We start from the raw sequence: 22790 nt of genomic DNA, 5'->3' as shown, positions 1-22790 counted from the left end.
GCAAAAAAAGTTTTAACGCCGTCTCCAAAAACTTAAAAGAAATCAGCGACAATCTATCAGGCAAGTTCGTAATAGAATTGTTGAAAAATTCCATGATTCGGATTAACAAAATCGCTTCAAACATCCATTTCAACGAAGCAGAAACGGACAGAGAATTAATTTTTCAACAACTCTAATGAAATTCGGAGTTCCCACATTCAGTTGTATTCATGCTTTCAATACGGCTCTCGAACAAGTATCTAAGAACAAAAAGATCATCCATCATTCCGATCTTTGTTCGAAGGATTACACGGATATTCTACGTAAACGCGGGCCACAGGATCGGTATAACCGAAGGAATCATTGTTATGAAAATTCCGTAGCGGAAAGAATCAATAAAACTCTTAAATTCGGATTATACATACAATAAATTTTAAGGAAGTTCGATACCGCTATCAATCAAGCTGTCTTTCTTTACGATAGTGTTCGGCTTAATCAGCAGCATTTAGGATTTTTTACTCTCCATTTCGTTCATCAAGCAGTCGATTTCTGCAAACCTGATTTTAGCGACTCTACACGATTCCACACATGTAAAGAAAAAAGCGCCCAGTAAAACGTAACTAGGCGAGGTCACCACTATCCATTAAAACCCTGCGAAATTCTTTCAAAAAATACAGGCTCAAGCTGAGTTGCTTGACAGAGATTTCCTTTTCATTTTTTTGGTCGATATGAATCAGAAAACTGCAAAACTTCTCAACAAATACGCAGAACTTAAGGGTGTAAGCTCTAAACAAATCAAAAGAGAATGGTTGATTTTAAACGAGCATCAGAAAGATCAAAAAAGGCAGGAGATTTTGAAAGAGCTGGTGAAATAAATCGGCTTTTTCTCTGTCTTTTCAACCTGATCCCGGTCTACTTTTAGATCTTCCGAATTTATAAAACCGGGCAGGACCTCATGGAAGAAATCGAACTCACTAAAGAATTCCGCTTCGACGCCGCTCATCTCCTTCCAAACGTATCCGACGGTCATAAATGCAAACGACTACACGGTCATAGCTTTCGATTTAAACTTCATTTAAAGGGAAGAATCGACTCAAATACCGGTTGGCTGATCGATTACGCGGAAGTCAGTAGGATCGTGAAACCTTTGATTGAAGATCATCTGGATCATTATTATCTAAATGAAGTTCCTGGTCTTGAAAATCCCACTTCCGAAAACATAGCCATTTGGCTCTGGAAGCACCTTAAACCTTTATTACCTTTGCTTTATAAAATCACTCTGAATGAAACTTGCACAAGTGCTTGTATTTATGAAGGTCCGAAAAATTCTTCTCAAGGATAACGAAGGTTAAGTAAAATTTGAATTCGAGAAAAGATAAGAATTCGAAAGGAAAGAATTCCGATACGAAACGGAAGAAATCCTCGCAAGAAAACGACAAGGCTGTCGTCCTTTTATCGGGCGGACTCGATTCCACAACTTGTTTGTATCAGGCGTTGGCAGACGGAAAAAAAATCCAAGCTCTTTCCTTCGACTACGGACAAAAACATAAAATTGAATTGTTTTATGCGAAAAAAATAACCCGCCAATTAGGAATTTCTCACACAATTCAAAAGTTAAAACCGGAATTATTTTTAGGTTCGTCACTGACTCAGAAATCGCTCAGAGTTCCTAAAAATTCTTTAGGAAAAGAAGAAATTCCGAACACTTATGTTCCCGGGCGAAATATTCTATTTCTTTCCTTTGCGGTTTGTCTTGCGGAAGGTACCGGTTCAAATTCCATCTATATTGGAGTGAATGCAATGGACTATTCCGGTTATCCGGATTGCAGACCGGAGTTCATCAAAACATACGAAACGGCGATTCAACTCGGAACCAAAAAAGGAAATCAAGGTTCCCCGATTAAAATCGTGACTCCTCTCCAAAATCTTTCCAAAAAAGAAATCGTTCTTCTGGGAAATCGACTACAAGTACCCTTTCATCTTACATTCTCCTGCTATGACCCGAAGAACAGGAAAGCATGCGGAAAATGCGACGCCTGTCTCTTGAGAAAAAAAGGTTTTCAGGAGACCGGAGTTTCTGAAAAGTGATTTCATCGGTTGACATTTGTTAACCCGACCTTCCTCAGCTCTCCAAAGGAAGGAATCTCTTTTTAGGAAAAGTTAAAATGGAACAGTTCGTAGGTTACCTGACGATCTTCTTACTGGCCGTATTTGTCGGCTTCGAAGTGATCACAAGAATTCCTCCTCTTTTACATACTCCTCTTATGTCAGGTTCCAACGCTATTTCCGGAATCACGATCATTGGAGCGATTCTCTCTCTTCATTCCGTGAATGGACCGTTGATCAATATCATCGGATTTATCGCGATGGTCGCTGCAACGATCAATGTTGTAGGCGGGTTTTTAGTGACCCATAGAATGTTGGGAATGTTCAAGAAGAAAGAAAAATAAGAATATGGAAAAGTCGATCATCAATTTAGTTTATCTTCTATCCTCGATCCTTTTTATCGTAGGATTAAAACTTCTTTCTCACCCAAAGACCGCAGTCAAAGGAAACTTTACAGGCGCTGTGGGAATGTTCTTCGCGATAGCGGCGGCCCTTATTGAAAAAGGTCTTGCATACGAGTATATCCTAGCAGGATTCATCGTCGGAACCGCAATCGGAGTTTATCTCTCCGTGAAAGTGGAAATGACCGCAATGCCTCAACTTGTCGCGGCATTGAACGGATTCGGAGGACTTGCCTCCTTTCTCGTCGCAGGCGCCGCAGTGATGGAAGTTCTACATCAAGGAACCAACCTCGCAGTTTTAAAATCGTATCAGTTTACGATTTCCACCGCCGCTTCCGGAATTATCGGAGCCGTGACTCTTACTGGAAGTTTTGTGGCTTATGGAAAACTCCAGGGAATTCTTTCCGAAAAAGCGGTTCGTTATCCGGGCGATCAGCTTGTAAAAATTCTTTTCTTTCTCGGTTCCATCGCTCTCAGCTACTTCGTTGTGATTCAACCTGAAAAGATAGAATGGTATTGGTATGTAGTCGTAGCGGGTTCCATTCTAGGAATTTTACTCGTAATGCCGATCGGTGGAGCGGATATGCCCGTCGTCATCGCACTTTTGAACTCTTATTCGGGAATCGCGGCTTCCGCCACCGGATTTGTCCTCGGCAACAACGTTCTCATCATCGCGGGTTCTCTCGTGGGAGCTTCCGGAATTATCCTAACACAAATTATGTGCAAGGCAATGAACCGTTCTCTTCCGAATGTTCTTTTCGGCGGACTCGGTGCCGCTGTAGACAACTCCAAAGGCGGAGAAGACATCTATGCAGGAAAAACCAAAAGTACTTCCGCAGAAGAAGTTGCGATGCTTTTGGATATGGCTCAGAGAGTCGTGATCGTTCCCGGCTACGGAATGGCGGTTGCACAAGCTCAACATGCCGTAAGAGATCTTTATAATATTCTAACGGATAAAGGAATCGACGTTGAATTTGCGATTCATCCCGTTGCGGGAAGAATGCCCGGTCACATGAACGTTCTCTTGGCGGAAGCCGACATCCCTTACGACAAGATGAAAGAAATGGACGAGATCAATCCTTCTTTCGAACAAGTCGATGTGGTGATCGTCAACGGCGCCAACGACGTGGTAAATCCCCTTGCTAAAACGGATCCGAGTAGCCCGATCGCGGGAATGCCTATTTTGGACGTGGACAAAGCAAAAACTGTCATCGTTATTAAACGAAGTCTAAGCCCTGGGTTTGCGGGAGTTCCCAACCCGCTCTTTATCCAAGACAACGCTCTTATGTATTTCCAAGACGGTAAAAAAGCGACTCAGGAAATCGTAACAGCTCTGAAAGATACCTAAAAGGTTCGTTTTTTTCAAGAACACACTAAAAGCCGGGCTGTAAAGTTCGGCTTTTTTATTCTGACAAATCTCTCCTTCACTAAAATAACTCTTACTATGAGCTATGAAAAACAAAAAATTGAAGCGATTTTGAAAGAAATTTTTGATAATTTCATAACGGAACCGGAAATAAAATTTGGAGCGTGGGACAACTCAAAGGATGACGAAAGACCTTTTAGCTCTGAAAGAAAATTTTATAGCGAAGCTGTTCGGCATTCTGAATTTCATCCATTGATTCTAAAATAGAGTTGTTGAAAAATTAATTCTTCATCTGTTTCCGTTTCATGAAAACGGTCGATTAAAGCAGTTTTGTTAATCTGAATTATGGAATTTTTCAACAACTCTAATATGTGAACACAATTATCGATTATAATATTCAATATTCGATCCTTTGGTCTAGCGAAGAAGAACACGCGGGAACGCATGCTATCATGGCATTAGCTCTTTTTGACAAAAAAAATATCGAAAATTATATCAACTTTTTACGTTCGAACGATCTGAACCATGAAGTGTATCAAAGCGACGATATTAACGCCCTTGTTGAAAAATGGGGATGGTGTCAGGAAACTTTATCTTTAATGGCTGTGCGTTGTTTTCGAGGTCAATTCGGAACCGATCAATTCCATGAAATGATGGAAGCGGGACTTTCCGAATATTTGAATTTGCCCGGCAATATGGATTATTTTTTGCTTAGATTGTGTGAAGAAATAAAAAACGAAATGTGGCATGAGAAACTGGATGTTTCCGAACTCGTATCACAAATCTCTAATATATTTGAAGATTTGGATCTGCGCTATCCCGCAAAAAAAATCCGAATACTGGCGAAAGAGATAGTTCGGCAGAAAAAACTCATCAAGCTCGTTCTCAAAGCGTGCGCGATCGAGTAGAACGGGGTTGGGAGCATGTTCGAAAAGAAGAATATACTCAAGCGGAAGAATCGGTTCGATCCGCTCTTTCGGAATCGCTGCGCTTTACAATTTGATCGGATGTAGTTTTTCCAAGAGCTTTCTCGCAATGAAGAAGCGATCCAAGCCATTGAAAAAGCGACCAAAATTGTCCCGAACGAATCGATGTATATAGCCAATCTTGCAGAGATACATTGGAAAATCGGAAATAAACAAGCTGCAATCGAATACGCTCAAAAGGCGAAAAGATTGGGAAAAAAATCCGAGTTGATTGATGGGATACTCAAAGAGAGTTTAAATGCGAATCTATACAAAAACAATTAAATCTATAAAATAATTTCGTATTTCTGTCAGAACCTGTCCACCAACAGGGCCGGAGTAGAGCTGAACCTTTTGACACAGTAAAATTGAATTTTGGGGCACGTGGTAAAACGTCAACTTCAAACAAAAGATAGATGCAAAATTGACATTTGCAAACAAAGAGAAATGAGCAACTTCCATAGCCTTCCAAAAAACATTTCAATTTCGAAAATTCGATATAAATCCTCAAGTCATTTGGATCAAGTTTGATTTGACAATTCTATTTGATATCAAATTTTTAGTTAGCGTGCGTTTCGTACCCATCCTCCTTAGGAGCACAATTAGACTTAGAACTTGTCCCAAAACCTTGGAACCGTAAGAACTCCAACAAGAGTGCACGAACAATAAAATCTGTTCGAAAGCCCGTAAATTATCAAAGAGCCATGATCCGTGGGAACTCCTACGTTTTCGCTTTATTACGAACTTTTGGGGCCGATTTCTTTTCTCAGGTTTTGGGACAAGTTCTTATTATTATCAAATGAAAGTTATGGAGTAATCTATGAATCTAGAAAAATTTTGGTCAATCATTGAACAGATCAAAGCAAGTGACAAACCTGAAGAAGAAATTAAAGAAATTCTTAAAGAATTACAGCCGGATGAAATTGCTTCTTATCAAGTTCATTTTGATACACTGCATAAGACCGCATACACTTGGGCTCTATGGGGTGCAGCGTATATTATCGAAGGAGGTTGTTCAGACGATGGTTTTATCGATTTCCGTTATGGACTAATCGCAAAAGGAAAATCCGTTTATGAAACCGCTCTGAAAGATCCGGATAGTTTATCCGCACTGCCAAATGCCTGGTTATCTAATGAATTATTTGGCTACTCAGCTCTTGATATTTATGAAGAAAAGACCAGTAAAGATATGCCAAGGAAAGACTTTGAGGCGCCTGATTCACCAGTAGGCGAAGAATGGGATTTCAACGACGAATCAGAGAATCGTAAAAAACTCCCCAAACTGATGGAAATGTATTGGAAGTAATGGTAAGAATCCTCTACACTGGCCCGACCTCGTGTCAAGCCGGTGTTATCCAATACTAACGGACGACAACAAAAAATATCTGCTCCGTGTCGGTCGCTTTAAAAAAACATTTAAAAACCGAATCTGACTTTAATCCGCCCTTGCTCCTAATCTTTTCTTACGCGCGAGTATCAAATTGATCGATATGAAAATTCGATACTTGATCGAATCAATTTTCGGTTGAAAATCAAATACTCGATGCGTTGTTTCGGACAAGAATCAAAACGCGATTTCGTTTAAAGAAGAAATTTTCGATAGATTAGAACTCTCTCGATAAGAAAGACGAAACCATTCTATAACGTGGTGAGAACGAAGACTCTCATTCTGATACGATATTCGAAGGATTTTAGAAAGAAAAACTTTGTTTTAAAAAATGAAGTCGACTTCGTCTTAAATCGAAACTTCACACCAAACAAGGACCGCACGATGAAACAGAATTTAAACAATTCCCGCACCCGAAGATTCATATATTCCGTTTTCTTAATTTTATTTCTGTTTTCTTCCATCACAGCATTCAACGTTTATGCACAAGAAGAGGAAAAGAAAACTCATTCCACAAAGAACATCGATATCACCGTTAAGGATAAGGACGGTTACAATCATTTTCTCGTATTCACAAAAGTGACAACTCCCGATAAGTCGTACATCGCTTACAACGTGGAGTTTTGGGTGAATAATTACGTTTATGCGGGAGGGGAAGAATTCTCACAGATCTCTTTCAAGGCCGGAAAGAAAAGTTCGAACGGAAGTTATTATAAATACGATACCTCTTCCGGCGCCATCGTTCTTTACTTTTATATGGACGAAACCGCGACCAAAGAACTTCTTACGAATTCCGGATCCGTCGATAAAATCACTATATCTCAAAAGAATAAAACAGTTTCGGAATATACACTCGCCACAAAAGACAATTTTAAGAAAGCGTTGAAAGAAATTATGGCCGCTGAATGAATTCACGCGTTTTTCATCGTATAAACCGAATTGGCTCGAAAACGATCGGACGTTAAAAAGTCCGTTTTTTTATTTAACACCGCAGCCTATCTCAATATCAGCTCTACGACATACGACGCTAAAGTTATAAACCTTGAGTTTTAAAAACACTATTTTACTCAATAAATCTATAGGATAAAACATGAAAAACTACTTAACATATCAAGACGACAAGTCCGATAAATTCTGGAACATTGAAGCATCTGGAAAATCCTTTACTGTAACCTATGGAAAAGCCGGTACCGCAGGCACATCACAAACCAAAACTTTCGATAACGAAGAGAAATGCCTGAAAGAAGCGGAGAAGCTGTTGAATGAGAAGTTGAAGAAAGGTTATAGAGAAGATTGGAAAACTTATCACGACCTTATTTACAGGCTTCTGGGATCAAAGGATTTGGTTTCAGCAGCCAAGTTATGTGAGCAAGCTAAACCGCTTATTCAATCGAACTCTCAAAAAGCAGAACTGGAAACTCTGACTGGTCGTTACTTTTATGAATTGGGAGAGTTTCAAAAAGCTAGAGAACATTATTTGATGGCAATAGATGCCAATCCGATGAATTACTCATCCTATGATCATTATACTATTTTATTAAACCATGAAAAAGATTATACTGAAGCAATGTCGATGTATGAAAAAATGATCACCTTGTTCCCTTCATTTAAGACATTTCCAACTTACGGGATAGCTACACTATATAATAAATTAAATGATCCAGAGAAAGCTGTTGCATGGCTAAAGACGTTTCTGCAAGAAAGAGAATATTATCACTTGTTCAATCATGATGACTTTAAGGACATCAAAAACTCAACCGTATACAAAGCACTATTTAAAAAGTACTTTTTTGACATTGAAGATGAAAACTATTTTCCTGAAGATATCCCTGAATCAGAAATGAATTATTTTGTCATAGAACGTGAAAACAATGATTCATACCCTCTCTTATCGTACTACGATGGCATGCGTTTTTTTTATAGATTTAAAGGGAAAAATTTCATCGCACCCTCTGACTTTAAGTTAAAGCTAACGCTGGGAGCTCCGATTCCTAAAAAATATACTTTAGTTGATTATCATAGTTTGCCTGAGCCTGTCGTCTCCCAAAGAATAAAAAAAATAATTGACCAGCTTTCAGTTTGCAATATCAATTTTATTCCTGCTACTATCGACACACAACAAGAAACTTTCTCAAACTACTATGTTCTTCATGTAGCGACAATTCAATGCCTTGATGAAAAAAAGTCCGCCTTGACAACTCACCCAAACGGACAGATATTCGAAGTTGATTCCATTGTATTAGATAAAACGATTTTAAAAAAAATTCCATTTGAAAGACGCGCTATATTCAAGATGTTTTATGGTTGTGAATATTATATAATACATGAAAGAATAGTTTCGGAAATTCAGAAAATTAGCCCTAAGGGTATTCGATTCATTCCTGTTTCAGAATATACAAGCAGTTCAGTTTTTGAGTAGTGACAGGAAATCTCTCAAGTTAAAATAACTAACCATAAAGAAAAAATGAAGATGCTCTACATATTAAATGAAGTATTTTGGAATGCCTAATGAAAAAAAAGAATTTCATTATGGGAACCCTATAAAATAAATTTTAGAACTCTCGAACCGTAAAGCAGTGGTTTCTTATTAGAATTTCTTATACGTTTTGTTATTTTTTGATTTTATAAACATGCCCTTATTTTATCCTTTGTTGGTATTCTCACCAACAAAGTCACAGATAACAAAAAGATAGATAAATGAAACACCACCTCACTTACAAAGACGACAAGTCCGATAAATTCTGGAACATTGAAGCATCTGGAAAATCCTTTACTGTAACCTATGGAAAAGCCGGTACCGCAGGCACATCGCAAACCAAAACTTTCGATAACTAACGAAGTTGAGTGTTTGAAAAAAGCAAAGAAAGTGAAGAACGGTTACACTGAAAGAGAATTTAATATGGAAAATAAAAGCAACAAAAGAGATTATCTTGAAGAATGGAAGGGGATCGTTAATGCAAAAGACCTACACAAAGCGTTAGTAGAACATTTTTCGTATTTGGCGGATACACCAGGTTTTGAAAAAGTATTGTACAGTGATGCAGGGAGCGGTTAAAGCAACCTGCACTAAAGAAAAAATCGTCATAAAATTTCATGAAATAGATTCCTTAATAGCTTTTCCACCTCTTACCAAAATACCCTCCAAATATCCCAAAAGTTATCAAAAAATTCTTTCCAGACACGAGTTAATACGCATGGAATCCGATTATCTTTGGTTGGGTGACCATAAATACTATAATGAAGATGAAAAATGGTGGTTCGCTCTTGGAAAAAAAGCTTCTATTCTCTTAAAAGAAACCCATCCGAAAGACATCATCACTCCTATGTTGGATTCTTCAGACCAATGGTTGTTCCATACTCAAGAAACCAACACGTTTGGAGAGCCTATCATTTATTATCTTTCTCATGAAGGCGGGGATATTGAAGACCCACAGCCTTACAATATCGGCTCACTCTTCCTAAAACGTTTTGCCGAAATCTATGGAATTAATATTGAAATACCTATCGTTTGATTATGTTTAGCTAATAGAATTATAGTTCAGAACCATATGGTTTCTGAAGTTTTTGAAATATCGATTCAAATTTCTATAATATAATCAATTTTTAATTACTATAGACAACCGATCCGGATAATCGCTGATGATGCCGTCGACTCCCGCATCCATCAATTTTCTCATAACTTTCGAATCATTGACCGTCCAAGGAATCACCGATATATTATGGGAATGGACTTCTTGCACGAATTCTTCGGTTACGTATAAAAAGTAAGGGGAAATGACGTCTGCTTTTACTTCTAATGTTTTTTGAAGGGCTTCTCGGCGAGTTCCGTTTCCAAGTCCTAATTTCATCATGGCTCCTTGAAAATAGGTGAGGGAAAAAAGTGCGCTTGTTTTCAATTTTGGATTTACCTCTTTTACAATTGGAAGAGCTGGTAAATAGAAAGATTGAATTGTAGTTCGATCTACAACCTTTGCATCTTCTATCGCTTGAACTAATAAATTTACATGTTCTTTAACTTTTCCTATTGGAATTTGAGAATTGTTGTCGTCCGGAAATTTTGTTTCGATGTTAAATTTTAACTTGGTTCGATTTGGATTTTTCTTTTCGGCGTTTGCGACAAGCGTAAAAAATTCCTCGATCGTAATCAGCTCAGTTCCAGGAACTGGAATTTGTTCGGAGTATTTAGGATTTTTTTTAGCTCCACAATCAAGTTGTTTCAATTCGGAAAGAGTTAGTTCGTATAACGAAGTTGATACGATTTGAGTTCCATCCTTTTTCTGACAAATTGTAGGATTGGTAAACGAATCGTGATGAATTATGATTTTATTATCTTTGGTCAGAACCGTGTCCAATTCCAAGGTGGTCATTCCATATCGAATCGCTTCTTCAAAAGCAGGCCAAGTATTTTCAGGTCTTAAACCTCTCGCACCTCGATGACCTTGTAGGTCTAAACTTTTATTCAAGGGTTTATTGATAATCGGCACATTCGAACAGGAATTTACCCCAAAGCAAAGGATTAGAACGAATAATATTTCTAAAGAATACCAAGTTTTGATTTTTGCATTCATCTTAAACGGATTTTTTTCCATTTTCGAATTGCGGGAAGCATTTTTTAAAAATCAATTTACAGCATGTTCCAAAACTTAATTTTAACGTGAGTTCAATATAAGATTTTATCCCAAAACTGGGACAGAACCTTGCAGCTTAATCTTTCTGACAAAACAGAAAACTAAAACGCGCTCGGGTAACTAAAGCGTCTCGCATCTCTATTGGCGTTCGACGGGATTTTGGGACGCGCTGTAAGAAAGTTTGGGCGAATCCAGCCTTTGCAAGCAAAGGCTAGACCGCGCTTTAACTCAATGTTTCTCCCTAAACTCAGTGAAACGGCTTCCTAAGGGGCGCCGTTTCAGGTCGAAACATATAATCGCTTTCGCATTTGTTAAGCCGAAGTCACGTTATGTTACTAAAGTTGTTTCAAAAATATTCTATGATGTTATACGACAGTATTTTAGAATAAGATAACGCGAGTTCGGCGTAAAAAGATTAGAATCTATCTCAAAAGTACGTTATCTTTGCTTAAATACCGATCCCGACTATTTTGAGATAGTTTCCAGAAAAATCCTATATTTACAAAGATAGAACTTGATCACCCTCTGATTTCTAAATGCCCAAGATATAGGAGTTTCCACGTTTAATTTTATTATTTTGCGAAAGAAGTTAAGTTTTAAAAAATAGGCTCTCTACGCCAAACTCAAGTACCTACTCGGACGAACAAAAATGCTACCCAAAATTAAGGGAACAATTTTTGCAAATATATAATAATTCCTACAAAACGCGCCGAATCCGGAATTGTCGGCTTTTTTTAAGAAGATGTAATATTCCAACTTTTTAAACAAGCTTATTATGATGTATATACCGATCAGAGATGGCGTATTTCAGCAGGTTGTTTCCGCCAGTTGTTATGAAGTCCATCCGCATACCAAAGAGGCGCCACAATCAATTCTTCGAGGTCTATATCATCCAATGTAGCCAAACTTACGCTGATAAAAGCTCCTCCTAGTTCTTCGAGATAGCCTTCTGTAAACATTCTCACCCCGCAGTTTTTACAAAATTTATGGATCGCACTCTTTGTTCCAAATTGATAGGTTCGAAGTTCATTTTCGCCGGAGAGCAGACGTAATGCCTCCGGTTTCACCATAGAACTCCAATTTCTTACTTTGGAACAAAAAGAACAATTGCATTTGCTAGTTCCCTTGGAAAGATCAAGAGCCAACTCGTAACGAATCTTACCACAATGACAGCTTCCGTTGTAATTTTTCAAACTCATATCCTATTTCCTGAATGATTCATATTTCATTATCGTAATTCAAAATGCCTTAGATCCAAACGGCTTCAAGAGAAAAAGTTTTCCAAATCAATAAGATTTCAGTAATAAAACAGAAAGTATTAAGAAAATCGTTAGAAATCATAATAGAGTTGTTGAAAAATTCCATGATTCAGATTAACAAAATCGCTTCAAACATCCATTTCAATGCAGCAGAAACGGATAGAGAATTAATTTTTCAACAACTCTAATATATTTTCATTTGACAAAACAAAATCCAAATAGAGTTGGTTCAAAAAATTCCTTATTGTTTCGATTTCATAAACATCGTATTCCGTAATTCAATCACAAACAATGAAATCGATTGTTCATTATCGATTAGAAAGACATCTGGAAAATAAATGACGGGTTTTTCCCAATTCGCCTATAATTAAGAGTTGACTTAATTAAATAAATGCTTTAATATGATTATATGAATGCTTTCGCTGCTCTGGCAGATGATACAAGAAGAGAAATTGTGAAATTGGTGGCCAAGAACGGAGAACTTACCTCGACTGAGATAAGCCAAAATTTTAAAATGAGCCCACCTGCTATTTCACAACATTTAAAAGTATTAAAAGAGGCGAAAGTGCTTCACATGAAGAAAGAAGCCCAAAAACGTATCTACAGCCTTAACAACTCTGGGATGAATGAAATGGAAAATTGGCTGTTAGATATTAAAAATCTATGGAATAAACGCTTAGATAATTTGGACAAATATGTTTTAAAAATAAAAAAGGAGAAATTCCGTGATAAAAAATAATATTGAGACAATCATCGAAGACAACAAAGTCATTTATAAAAGATACTTCGATGTATCAATCGATCTTCTCTTTGAGATATGGTCATCTCAAGAACATCTTTTACAGTGGTGGGGACCGGACGGCTTTACATTGACGATTCAAAGTATGGATTTTTCAAACGGCGGAATTTGGGACTTCATCATGCATGGTCCTGATGGACACGATTATAAAAACAGGATTCAATTTACAGACATTAAGAAACCTCATTACATTTACTATAAACATCTCGGTGATGGCGAAGGCGCCGAGGATGTCGATTTTCAATCCAAAATTATATTCGAAGAAGCCGGTGAAGGTACAAACCTAACAATGGAACAGATTTTCCCGAACAAAGAAGAACTTGAAAGGGTTAACAACAAATATGGTGCAATTGAAGGCGGTATTCAACATATTGGCAAACTCGGTAAATACTTGGAGACATTTAAATAACGTGAGTTCGATATAACAAATGCGGAAACGATTATTATGCTGCGATCCATAAGTTTGGAAAATTCAGGTGAAACACTTTTTACGAAAGCGTTTTAATTATGAAATTTGCGAGCTGCGACAACGACTCATAGGGAGTCGTTGCATTGAGTTTCTTATTCGCCCGAACTTTCTTACAACGCGTCCCAAAATCCCGTCGAGCACCAATAGAAGCGAGACGCTTTAGTTTTCTGCTCTGTCAGAAAGATCAAGCTGCAAGGCTCTGTCCCAGTTTCGGGACAGAGCCTTATATCGAATTCACCTTAAATAGAAATATAAAAATCGAACACACAATCAGCCGAGAATATCAAAAAAATTGAATCTATTTTCGAAAATGACCGCAAGAAAAACGAAAACGACTATAAAACGAGATTCGGAATTAAAATTGATCTCGATTTTGTCTAAAATTTAAAAAGAAGATATAAGGTTTCGGGACGCGTTGTAAATAATTTACTCGATAAAAAATTCAGTATCTTCGATTTTCAGGTTAGAATCGAAAATTTTCCCAAAAAATCCATTTGTCCGAATACAAAACCCGTAAAAATTGGTACTCGGAAAGCTTTATGTCCCAAATTAAGAGAACTCCACTTTATGAAACTCATCGCGCTCTAGGCGCTAAAATGATTCCCTTCGGGGGTTGGGATATGCCGGTTCAATATTCCGGAATTATCGCAGAGCATAACGCAACCAGAGAGGCCGCAGGACTTTTCGACGTTTCTCACATGGGAGAAATTTTTATAACGGGTGAACCGAAGATAGTTCTTGATTTTTTGGAATTGGTCACTTGCAACTCAGTCGCTTCTCTTTCCGATTTTCAGGTTCAATATAACGCCATCTTGAATGAAAACGGCGGACTTGTGGACGACGTGACGATCTATAAATTCTCCGCTGAAAAATACATGATCTGTTCCAACGCTTCCAACTACGAAACAGTGACCACTCATTTACTCAAATATCTACCCGCATCCGGCGTCAAAGTGAGCGACCAAAGTCCGAACTGGCATCAGATCGCTCTGCAAGGTCCGAAAGCAAATGAGATTTTCTCTAAGTTCTTAGGTAGAGAATTGGATTCAATAAAATACTATCATTTCGCTCTTCTCGACTATCAAGGAGAAGAAATCATCGTCTCCAGAACAGGATACACCGGTGAGGACGGATTTGAAATTTATTCTTCCATTCCTTTCGGTTTAAAACTTTGGAGCGGACTTTCAGAATTCGGGAAACCTCAGGGACTTCTTCCATGCGGGCTCGGCGCAAGAGATACTCTGCGAATTGAAGCAAAATATCCTCTTTACGGACACGAACTAAACAACCAATGGACTCCGATCGAATCGGGGATCGGTTGGATTGTGAAGGAAAAAAAGAATCCTTATTTCTCATCCGGAAAAATTCTTTCTCAAAAGAAAAACGGAACCGAATTCAAAATTGTAGCGTTCGCATTAACGGAAGCGGGTGTTCCAAGAGAAAACTTCAGAGTTTTAGATTTTCAAGGAAATGAAATTGGTAAAACCACTTCCGGCACGTTCTCTCCTTCTTTGAAAAAAGGAATCGGTTTGGCTTCCATTCGAACCGAAAAAATCAAAGACGGCGAACCGATTCAGATTGAAATTCGCGAGCAACCCAAACAAGCTATCATAACAACAAAGCCTTTTATTCCGGGCAGTATCAGAAAAAATTAAATCAGGAAAAACGAATCATGGCAGAAACACAAACTCCCGCAGGTTATCTCTTCTCGGAAAAACACGAATGGGTAAAAGTAGAAGGAGACACAGCCCTTATCGGAATTTCGGATTTTGCTCAATCCGCTCTCGGTGATATTGTTTTTGTGGATCTTCCAAAATCGGGAAAGACCATCAAACAGTTCGAAACCTTCGGTACAATCGAATCAGTAAAAGCTGCGGAAGATTTATATGCGCCTGTCGGCGGAGAAGTAATCGAATCCAACTCTGCCCTTTCCAAAAACCCCGGAGACGTAAACTCGAAACCATTCGATTCCTGGATGATTAAGGTGAAAGGTTTCTCCACCTCCGAATTAGAGAAACTTTTGAGTCCCGAAAAATACAAAGCGCTCGTCGCCAAACTCGAATAACATCAAAGTCTAATATACGGATAGAAACAGATGAATATGAACTCTACGCTCCAGAACCGAAACAGAACGAATTTTGAAAGGATAAGTACGGATCCTTTGGATACTTTTCCAAGAAGACATATCGGGCCAGATTCACAACAGGTCGATAAGATGTTGAAAAGTTTGGGACTTTCTTCTCTGGAAGAGTTGGTCGATAAAGCGGTCCCTGCAGGAATTCGTCTAAAAAAGGAACCGGATCTACCGAAGGCTTCCACCGAACATAAGATCCTTCAGGATTTGAAAAATATCGCTTCTCAAAATCAAGTTTTTCGTTCTTACATCGGAGCGGGTTATAATGCCTGTATTATTCCCGGTGTAATTCAAAGGAACATTCTGGAAAATCCGGGTTGGTATACTGCATATACTCCTTATCAGGCGGAGATTTCCCAAGGTCGTTTGGAGGCGCTTTTAAACTTTCAGACGATGATTATCGATCTGACCGGGCTTGAGATTTCAAATGCTTCCCTTTTGGACGAGGGAACCGCCGCTGCGGAAGCAATGTTTCTCGCTTATTCCATCCGTAAGAACGAAACCGCTAAAAAATTCTTTGTGTCGGAACTCTGTCATCCTCAAACCATAGACGTAGTCGTCACAAGAGCCAATCCGCTCGGAATCGAAATTGTAATAGGAAATCACGAATCGGTGGAACTGAACGAGGATTTCTTTGGGGTCCTTCTTCAATATCCTGCGACCGACGGAAAAATAATCGATTATACTTCTTTTATTCAAAGAGCGCATAACGTTGGAGCGATTTCTACCGTTGCCGCCGATCTTTTAGCTCTGACTCTTCTTAAATCTCCTAGAGAAATGGGCGCGGACATCGCTGTGGGTTCTTCTCAAAGATTCGGCCTTCCTTTAGGATTCGGTGGTCCTCACGCGGGTTACTTTGCGACCAAGGACGAATTCAAACGAAGTATGCCGGGAAGATTAATTGGCGTTTCCAAAGATTCTCAAGGGAATCCGGGACTCAGGCTTTCTCTTCAAACAAGAGAACAGCATATCCGAAGAGATAAGGCTACGAGCAATATCTGCACCGCCCAGGTTTTACTTGCGGTTATTTCCTCTATGTATGCGGTTTATCACGGGCCGGAAGGACTCAAAGATATCGCGACTCGAATTCATAAATTCACTTCAATTCTTGCAGACGCGTTAAAGTCCTCGGGTTTTACGATTTCAAACGACACTTTCTTTGATACGATTACGATTCAAGCAGGCGCAAAAGCGAAAGATATTTTGAATAGGGCTCGTTCCGAAAGGATCAACCTAAGGGAATACAAGGACGGAAGAATCGGGATCGCGTTAGATGAAACTGTAAATTCCGACGATATCAAAGATCTGTTTAAGATTTTCGAAGTAAAAAATACGGACATAGAAAAACTTTTTTCAAATTCGGGAAACATTTCCGATTCCTTCAAAAGAAATACTCCTTATCTAACCCATCCCGTATTTCAATCATTTCATACTGAAACGAAAATGCTTCGTTATATTCGTAAACTTGAATCTAGAGATCTTTCCTTGACGACGTCGATGATTCCTCTCGGCTCCTGCACAATGAAACTCAACGCCTCGACGGAAATGTATCCGGTCACTTGGCCCGAATTCGGAGCGATTCATCCGTTTGCACCTTCTGAACAAACCAAAGGGTACAAGACCATCTTTGAACAATTGGAAAAATGGCTCTGCGAAATCACCGGATTCGCAGGAGTTTCCTTACAACCGAACGCGGGTTCTCAAGGAGAATACGCCGGTCTTTTGGCTATTCGAAAATACCATGAAAGTAGAAAAGAAACCCATAGAAACGTTTGTTTGATTCCGATCTCCGCACACGGAACAAATCCTGCGAGTGCGGCGATGGCGGGCTTTAAGGTTGTGGTCGTTTCCTGCGACCAAAACGGAAACGTAGACTTGGAAGATCTAAAAATAAAAGCGGAAGAACATAAGAACGATCTCGCTGCTTTGATGATCACCTATCCTTCCACTCACGGAGTTTTTGAAGAATCCGTAAAAGAAATCTGCCAGATCGTTCACTCTCGCGGCGGACAGGTTTATATGGACGGAGCGAATATGAATGCTCAAGTCGGATTAACAAGTCCGGGTGAGATAGGAGCAGACGTTTGCCATCTCAACTTACATAAGACTTTTTGTATACCTCACGGAGGAGGCGGTCCCGGAGTAGGCCCGATCGGAGTTGCAAAACATCTCGTTCCATTTTTACCCGGGCACGTACTAGTCGATAATACAACCGGTAACGAACACGGAGCAGTTTCCGCAGCGCCTTGGGGAAGCGCAAGTATCGTTTTGATTTCTTGGATTTACATTGCTCTGATGGGATCCGAAGGTCTTACGAATGCGACTCGGATTTCGATCTTAAACGCAAATTACATTGCAAAACGTCTGGAAAAAGCATATCCGGTTCTTTACAAAGGAAAAAACGGTTTTGTCGCTCACGAATGTATTCTCGACGTAAGACCTTTTAAAAAGTCCGCGGAAATCGAAGTGGAAGACGTTGCAAAGAGATTGATCGACTACGGCTTTCACGCGCCTACAATGTCCTTTCCGGTTCCGGGAACTTTGATGATCGAGCCGACGGAATCCGAATCTTTGGAAGAATTGGATCGTTTCTGCGAAGCGATGCTTCTCATTCATCAGGAAATTTTAGACGTTCAAAACGGAACCTTAGATAAAATCGATAACCCTCTTAAAAATTCTCCGCACACCGCGGCAATGACAACTTCGGATCGTTGGGATCATCTTTATCCTAGAGAACGTGCGGCATATCCGGCTCCTTGGAGCAGGGATCATAAATTTTGGCCTTTTGTAGGAAGAGTGGATAACGTATACGGGGATCGGAATTTAGTTTGCTCTTGTCTTCCGGTGGAAAGTTATCAGTGATTTGTTAAACGAAGTCGTTGCACTTCTTTGTAAAGTAAAGGGGAACCAGTAAACATCGACTTCGAATACGATCGTTCTTGCGTAAAAAAGCCGAGGAATCAGACCTCGACTTTTTTATTTGTGTTTCAATTCTTGATTCGAATATGTCTTTGAGATTGAAAATAAAATATCTTCAATCTTTTGCATGTAATTCATTTCAACATTTCCAAAAATTCCATCACAAATCGAATGCCAATCTAAGAATATTTTATGCCGAAAACCGCGGATCCTGATTTCAGGATCCACGCCTGACTGATTCCATTGCCCCGCCTTAGTAGTCACACCGTCGCTCAACAGAAAAAGAAGAAACAAAGACGGTATAATGCAAAAAATCAAACTGAAATGCGTCTTAAAACGTAAAAGCATTGATATAAAAAGAATTAAGAATGAATAATAAATCAAAAAGAAAGATTTAAAATCAGATCAACCAATGTAAGAACAGCAGTAATCGCTGATTTTTTTTACATTCATTTGAAATCTGGATTTTGCGGGAACTTCAAAAGATTGGCCGCCTTTGATTTCCTTCCAAGAATCCTCACCCGGGAGTTTCACGAGCATATCCCCGTCCAAGATTTCCATAATTTCCTTTTCGTCAGTCCCGAAATCGTATTGACCCGGCATTAAAATCCCCAAAGTCTTTTTGCTTCCATCCTGAAATAAAACGGTTCGACTTGTTACCTTTCCTTCGTAGTAAACATTCGCTTTTTTGATGATCGTTACGTTTTCAAATTGTCCCATGCGCCTCCACTCCTAGCGGTTAATTTCGTTTTAAAAACAAGTTAAAATCCCTTTCTGCAAAGCTTTCAAAAGAAAATATAAAGGATACAATTTTACAGTTCGTTGAAAAATTCAAATCTGAAAATAAGAGCTTATTATTCGTTCAAATGAAATAATACACCTTACGGTTTTGGATTTTACAGTGAAAATTCGAATTTCGATAAATCAATGTTCTGTTTGAATGATAACGTCTTCTTTTCCGATTTCGTATTTAGTCGCTAAACGAACTTTTAGAGCGTAAAGAACCTGAGTCCCATTTTTAAAATAAAAAAATTCCGGATTCACTTTGATTAAAATACTATTAAGTTTAGAAAGTTCTTTTAAAAAGAGGGAAATCTCCTGAACGAGTTTTTCTATATTCTTACCGTAAGGACAACCTTTCAATTCGATTTCCACTCCTTGCTGCGTATGGTTCAGAAGAATGATTTCGAAAGGGTATTCTTTTTTATCAATCAATGAACCCGCTCCGATTTTCAACGCCTGACATATTTTTTCGATTAATACCCGCATATCGATCGGTTTTAAAAGATAAGCTACGAGCTTTTTATTATGAGCGGCTTGGATGATCGTTTCTTTTTCGTTGCTTACAGTTAAGAATATAATCGGAGTCGCTCCATTCATTTCAGGAATTCTTTCCAAAAGATCGATTCCGTCGAATTTCGGCATTCGATTGTCCGTTAAAATAAGATCATAGCGGGTTTTCCTCAATCTTATTTCGGCAGCGACTCCGTCTATGACGTGGTCTACGTCGAAATTATATCTTTCCAAATAACGAATTAAAAGTTCCGCATTATTTTCGTCGTCTTCTGCCAATAAAATAGAATAAGTCGGTGCAACTTTCATAAAAGCATCAGCTCCCTAAATTCCAGGATCATATTCCGATCTCGCCTTATTTTTCCGACATTTTTTCAGGATTGTCAAAAAACGTCTTTCAAAAATAGAATTTAGGCTATAGTACACCATCCCCAAAATACTTCATTTTTACTTACTACTCGGATGTATGAAAATGGCACCAAAAGTTAATGGGAGATTTTTGCAAAGATATAAAAGTTCTAAAAAAATTGCGCCGAATCCAGAATTGTCGGTTTTTTAAGAAGATTCTATATTAGAGTTGTTGAAAAATTCCATAATTCAGATTAACAAAACTGCTTTAATCGACCGTTTTCATGAAACGGAAACAGATGAAGAATTAATTTTTCAACAACTCTATTCTAACTTTTGAAACAAACTTATTAAGATATTCTTTATATACATCCAAGTATTAAATACTGATCATTCCAAGATATTTTCAAGACGACTCCCTTTTAACGCTTTCGTATCCGAAAAAGTGATTCTCCTTTTTCATATTGAAAAATCTCATACGAAAAAAATCCCATTCTCACGTAAGATAGACCTTAATCAGACTACTTTTGAATTTTACAAATAGAAACCGAATATATTATAATTTTAACATGCAATTTCATGAGTTTTAAAAATTATCTCCGTTTATTTGCAAGAAATATATTCTATTTTTACTATACATTTCTTAAGGGATGACAAATGCCTCAATTTTAAATCTGTTTCTAAATTGTGCCCATTTAGTATCGATAGACTCACATATAAGCCGATTTTATCTTTGCAAAAGACTTTTCTGTTTGGTGATCATTTTATTTGGATAGATCGTCTGATATTTATTATGGAATTCTCCACAAAACAAAATTATAAGCTTGCTAAGACTCGTTCAAGAAGAGACCTTATATAAGGGTCTATCAAAAAACATACCGACCGATCTTTAGGGACTCCCACATTTTATTATGAATTTATGGAATGACTGCAATCGATTTCTTTTCAGGCTTTGGGTAGACTATAACAAGCTTATTTTTAATATAGATGCTTCTATATTAAAAATTTAAAGATATAATTTTGGATTAACTTGGGGTTTTAAAAAAATGGAATTGATTCAGGAAGCTTTAAACAACATAGGAGATAAAATCCGTCTCGTGGAATTTATTCCGTATCCTGTGTTGCTTTCGAGAGTAAAAGGAGATCAATTCCAAACTCTTTATCTGAATCGAAGTTTTCGAGAAATCGTCGGTTATAAAGTTAAGGAAATCCCCACCATAGAAGATTGGTTTGTCCAAGCTTATCCAGACGAGAATTATAGAGAGAAGGTCAAATTAGATTGGCTGACCGAAGTCGACAAAGTAAAAAAAAATGAAAAACATAATATTTTAATGAAGACAAAAATTCGAACCAAATCAAACGGAGAAAGATGGTTCCACCTACGAAGCACGGAGTTCGGAGAACTAAATGCGTTTGCATTTCAGGATATTCACGATCTTGAAACTTTGAACTTGGAGCTAATTCGCAGCAATTCCATCAAATCCCAATTACTCTCTATTCTTGCACACGACTTAAGAACCCCCCTAATACAGATCATTTCTCTGATTTCTCTGTTTAAAAATGAGGAAATCCCCTCCATCGATCTTCATCAACATCTTTCAAAATTAAACATTCAAACCCATCTTACGATCGACTTGATCGACAACACGCTGAATTGGGTGAAAACGAACTCTAAAAGTATCGCAGCGAACAAAATCTTTTTTAATCCGATCCCGATCATGCAAGAAATCACAACCCTTTATAACGATTATATCCGACTTAAATGTCTTCAAGTTCATCTGGAGTTTGACGAGGATCTAAAAATATTTAGTGATGTGAATATTTTCAAAGTGATTGTTCGTAATTTATTCGTAAATGCGCTTAAATTTTCAAATTCCGGTGGAAAGATTTTTCTAAGAGGGACAATTTCTCCGGATTATCAACATATTTCAGTAATCGACGAAGGTATAGGAATGTCCGCCGAGGAATTAGAAAAGATTTTTTCCAAAGAATTTTATTCCTCAATCGGAACTCTCAATGAAAACGGATCCGGACTCGGAATTAAACTTTGCAGAGATTTCGCTCAGTTAATCGATGCAGAATTTTGCCTGAAAAGTGAAAAGCACAGAGGAACTTGTGCGAGTTTGATTTTTAAGACGATAAATCGATAGTAATTCATTCCAATATTAGTGGATAGCTCTGACCTTGCTCTTTTTTCCCCACATGCGTGGAGTTATGTAGTCGTCCCTAAAATCAAGTTTACGGAAATCAGACTGCTTGATAAACGAAATGATGAATGATCTTTTTGTATTTAGGGACCTGTTAGAAAGCCATATTTAAAGCATGAATACAGCCTTCCATTTCAAGAGAGTGGTGAAGTTTAAATCCGACAATTTTTCTGGAATACAAATCCGTTATCAAAGAAAGATATGCGAAACCGCTTCCAATCCTAATGTAAGTAATATCGGAAACAAAGATCAGATTTGCTTCGGCTGGAATTAAATTCTGGATTCAATTGGAATATTCGAAAAAGGTGATTTGAATTCGTAGTAGTTCTTGCATATTTTCTTTGTTTTTCCAAAAGAAGAACTTTCTCCGAAAAATCAAATTCTATCGTGCATAAGAAAAAGAATACCAAAAAATAACACAGTAAAGTGCCGGTAAAATCAGATAAATCACCGGCTTACCATCGAAAAAATTAGTTGTATTTAAAATATTTTTCCAAATTGAAAGAAGAAATATATAACGGATTAGATTC

At 38.1% G+C, this 22790-nt stretch carries 23 protein-coding genes and 2 pseudogenes; 20 read left to right on the top strand and 5 right to left on the bottom strand.

Annotation, left to right across the window (positions count from 1 at the left end; all coding sequences use genetic code 11):
* Positions 1-175 precede the first annotated feature (175 nt).
* The 14 genes and pseudogenes from CLV95_RS08715 to CLV95_RS19325 all read left to right on the top strand — a co-directional run bounded on the left by CLV95_RS08715 (position 176) and on the right by CLV95_RS19325 (position 9716).
* Positions 176-409: a hypothetical protein gene (locus CLV95_RS08715; RefSeq protein WP_002734934.1), complete on the top strand. Its 234-nt coding sequence runs from the start codon at positions 176-178 to the stop codon at positions 407-409.
* A 298-nt stretch (positions 410-707) separates the two neighbouring features.
* Positions 708-854, top strand: a complete 147-nt coding sequence (locus CLV95_RS18820) for a hypothetical protein (protein WP_162900077.1) — start codon at positions 708-710, stop codon at positions 852-854.
* An 80-nt stretch (positions 855-934) separates the two neighbouring features.
* Complete coding sequence (gene queD, locus CLV95_RS08700; RefSeq protein WP_002721264.1) at positions 935-1321, top strand: 6-carboxytetrahydropterin synthase QueD; 387 nt, start codon at positions 935-937, stop codon at positions 1319-1321.
* 17 nt (positions 1322-1338) lie between these two features.
* Complete coding sequence (gene queC, locus CLV95_RS08695; protein ID WP_002721258.1) at positions 1339-2067, top strand: 7-cyano-7-deazaguanine synthase QueC; 729 nt, start codon at positions 1339-1341, stop codon at positions 2065-2067.
* A gap of 77 nt (positions 2068-2144) precedes the next feature.
* Entirely contained in the window at positions 2145-2429 is a 285-nt protein-coding gene (locus tag CLV95_RS08690; protein ID WP_000434762.1) for an NAD(P) transhydrogenase subunit alpha part 2, read from the top strand.
* Between the two features lie 4 nt (positions 2430-2433).
* The gene (locus CLV95_RS08685) at positions 2434-3834 is read left to right on the top strand and encodes an NAD(P)(+) transhydrogenase (Re/Si-specific) subunit beta (protein WP_002721262.1); all 1401 of its coding nucleotides are present in this window, start codon (positions 2434-2436) and stop codon (positions 3832-3834) included.
* A 96-nt stretch (positions 3835-3930) separates the two neighbouring features.
* A pseudogene (locus CLV95_RS19775) lies at positions 3931-4116 on the top strand (hypothetical protein); the annotation flags it as partial.
* 107 nt (positions 4117-4223) lie between these two features.
* Entirely contained in the window at positions 4224-4760 is a 537-nt protein-coding gene (locus CLV95_RS19340) for a hypothetical protein (protein WP_016749259.1), read from the top strand.
* A gap of 183 nt (positions 4761-4943) precedes the next feature.
* Positions 4944-5102: a hypothetical protein gene (locus CLV95_RS19335; protein ID WP_002727500.1), complete on the top strand. Its 159-nt coding sequence runs from the start codon at positions 4944-4946 to the stop codon at positions 5100-5102.
* Between the two features lie 535 nt (positions 5103-5637).
* Positions 5638-6123: a DUF4240 domain-containing protein gene (locus CLV95_RS08665; RefSeq protein ID WP_002727492.1), complete on the top strand. Its 486-nt coding sequence runs from the start codon at positions 5638-5640 to the stop codon at positions 6121-6123.
* A gap of 339 nt (positions 6124-6462) precedes the next feature.
* Complete coding sequence (locus CLV95_RS08660) at positions 6463-7113, top strand: hypothetical protein (RefSeq protein WP_002734913.1); 651 nt, start codon at positions 6463-6465, stop codon at positions 7111-7113.
* 181 nt (positions 7114-7294) lie between these two features.
* A complete protein-coding gene (locus CLV95_RS08655) occupies positions 7295-8623 on the top strand; it encodes a WGR domain-containing protein (protein WP_002727507.1) in 1329 nt (442 codons plus the stop codon).
* Positions 8624-8901: 278 nt separating this feature from the next.
* Positions 8902-9148: pseudogene (locus CLV95_RS19065) on the top strand (WGR domain-containing protein); the annotation flags it as partial.
* Positions 9149-9398: 250 nt separating this feature from the next.
* Positions 9399-9716 (top strand): hypothetical protein, encoded by a 318-nt coding sequence (locus CLV95_RS19325; protein WP_002735065.1) that lies wholly within the window; start codon positions 9399-9401, stop codon positions 9714-9716.
* 84 nt (positions 9717-9800) lie between these two features.
* Here CLV95_RS19325 and CLV95_RS08640 read toward each other — a convergent pair whose 3' ends face one another.
* Positions 9801-10793 (bottom strand): glycerophosphodiester phosphodiesterase, encoded by a 993-nt coding sequence (locus CLV95_RS08640; RefSeq protein WP_002734839.1) that lies wholly within the window; start codon positions 10791-10793, stop codon positions 9801-9803.
* A gap of 830 nt (positions 10794-11623) precedes the next feature.
* Positions 11624-12031, bottom strand: coding sequence for a GFA family protein (locus tag CLV95_RS08635; protein WP_002735030.1), 408 nt, complete (start codon positions 12029-12031; stop codon positions 11624-11626).
* 469 nt (positions 12032-12500) lie between these two features.
* Here CLV95_RS08635 and CLV95_RS08630 point away from each other — a divergent pair, with 469 nt between their 5' ends.
* From CLV95_RS08630 to gcvP, 5 genes are all read left to right on the top strand, one after another.
* Positions 12501-12830: an ArsR/SmtB family transcription factor gene (locus CLV95_RS08630; protein ID WP_016749267.1), complete on the top strand. Its 330-nt coding sequence runs from the start codon at positions 12501-12503 to the stop codon at positions 12828-12830.
* The gene (locus tag CLV95_RS08625; RefSeq protein WP_002727494.1) at positions 12817-13299 is read left to right on the top strand and encodes an SRPBCC family protein; all 483 of its coding nucleotides are present in this window, start codon (positions 12817-12819) and stop codon (positions 13297-13299) included. Before CLV95_RS08630 ends, CLV95_RS08625 begins: the two co-directional genes overlap by 14 nt.
* Before the next feature lie 599 nt (positions 13300-13898).
* Positions 13899-15014 carry a glycine cleavage system aminomethyltransferase GcvT gene (gene gcvT / locus CLV95_RS08615; RefSeq protein ID WP_002730945.1) on the top strand — a complete coding sequence of 372 codons (1116 nt, stop codon included), beginning with the start codon at positions 13899-13901 and terminating at the stop codon, positions 15012-15014.
* Positions 15015-15031: 17 nt separating this feature from the next.
* The gene (gcvH, locus tag CLV95_RS08610) at positions 15032-15424 is read left to right on the top strand and encodes a glycine cleavage system protein GcvH (protein WP_002727504.1); all 393 of its coding nucleotides are present in this window, start codon (positions 15032-15034) and stop codon (positions 15422-15424) included.
* A 36-nt stretch (positions 15425-15460) separates the two neighbouring features.
* Positions 15461-18355: an aminomethyl-transferring glycine dehydrogenase gene (gene gcvP / locus CLV95_RS08605; protein ID WP_107694917.1), complete on the top strand. Its 2895-nt coding sequence runs from the start codon at positions 15461-15463 to the stop codon at positions 18353-18355.
* Between the two features lie 462 nt (positions 18356-18817).
* Here the strand turns inward: gcvP and ppnP are convergent, their stop codons facing one another.
* Positions 18818-19132, bottom strand: coding sequence for a pyrimidine/purine nucleoside phosphorylase (ppnP, locus tag CLV95_RS08595; RefSeq protein WP_002727510.1), 315 nt, complete (start codon positions 19130-19132; stop codon positions 18818-18820).
* Positions 19133-19336: 204 nt separating this feature from the next.
* Positions 19337-20014 carry a response regulator gene (locus CLV95_RS08590; protein WP_002734827.1) on the bottom strand — a complete coding sequence of 226 codons (678 nt, stop codon included), beginning with the start codon at positions 20012-20014 and terminating at the stop codon, positions 19337-19339.
* A 1085-nt stretch (positions 20015-21099) separates the two neighbouring features.
* On the opposite strand from CLV95_RS08590, the gene CLV95_RS08585 reads away from it, so the two are divergent.
* Positions 21100-22203: a sensor histidine kinase gene (locus tag CLV95_RS08585; RefSeq protein WP_002724141.1), complete on the top strand. Its 1104-nt coding sequence runs from the start codon at positions 21100-21102 to the stop codon at positions 22201-22203.
* A 151-nt stretch (positions 22204-22354) separates the two neighbouring features.
* Here CLV95_RS08585 and CLV95_RS19320 read toward each other — a convergent pair whose 3' ends face one another.
* Entirely contained in the window at positions 22355-22480 is a 126-nt protein-coding gene (locus CLV95_RS19320; RefSeq protein WP_369746712.1) for a hypothetical protein, read from the bottom strand.
* Positions 22481-22790: the final 310 nt, after the last annotated feature.

Source organism: Leptospira borgpetersenii serovar Javanica (assembly GCF_003046425.1).
In the GTDB taxonomy this organism is placed as follows: Bacteria; Spirochaetota; Leptospiria; order Leptospirales; family Leptospiraceae; genus Leptospira; species Leptospira borgpetersenii.
The sequence above is the reverse complement of the archived record's forward strand: the minus strand, read 5'-3'. Positions and strand labels throughout refer to the sequence as shown.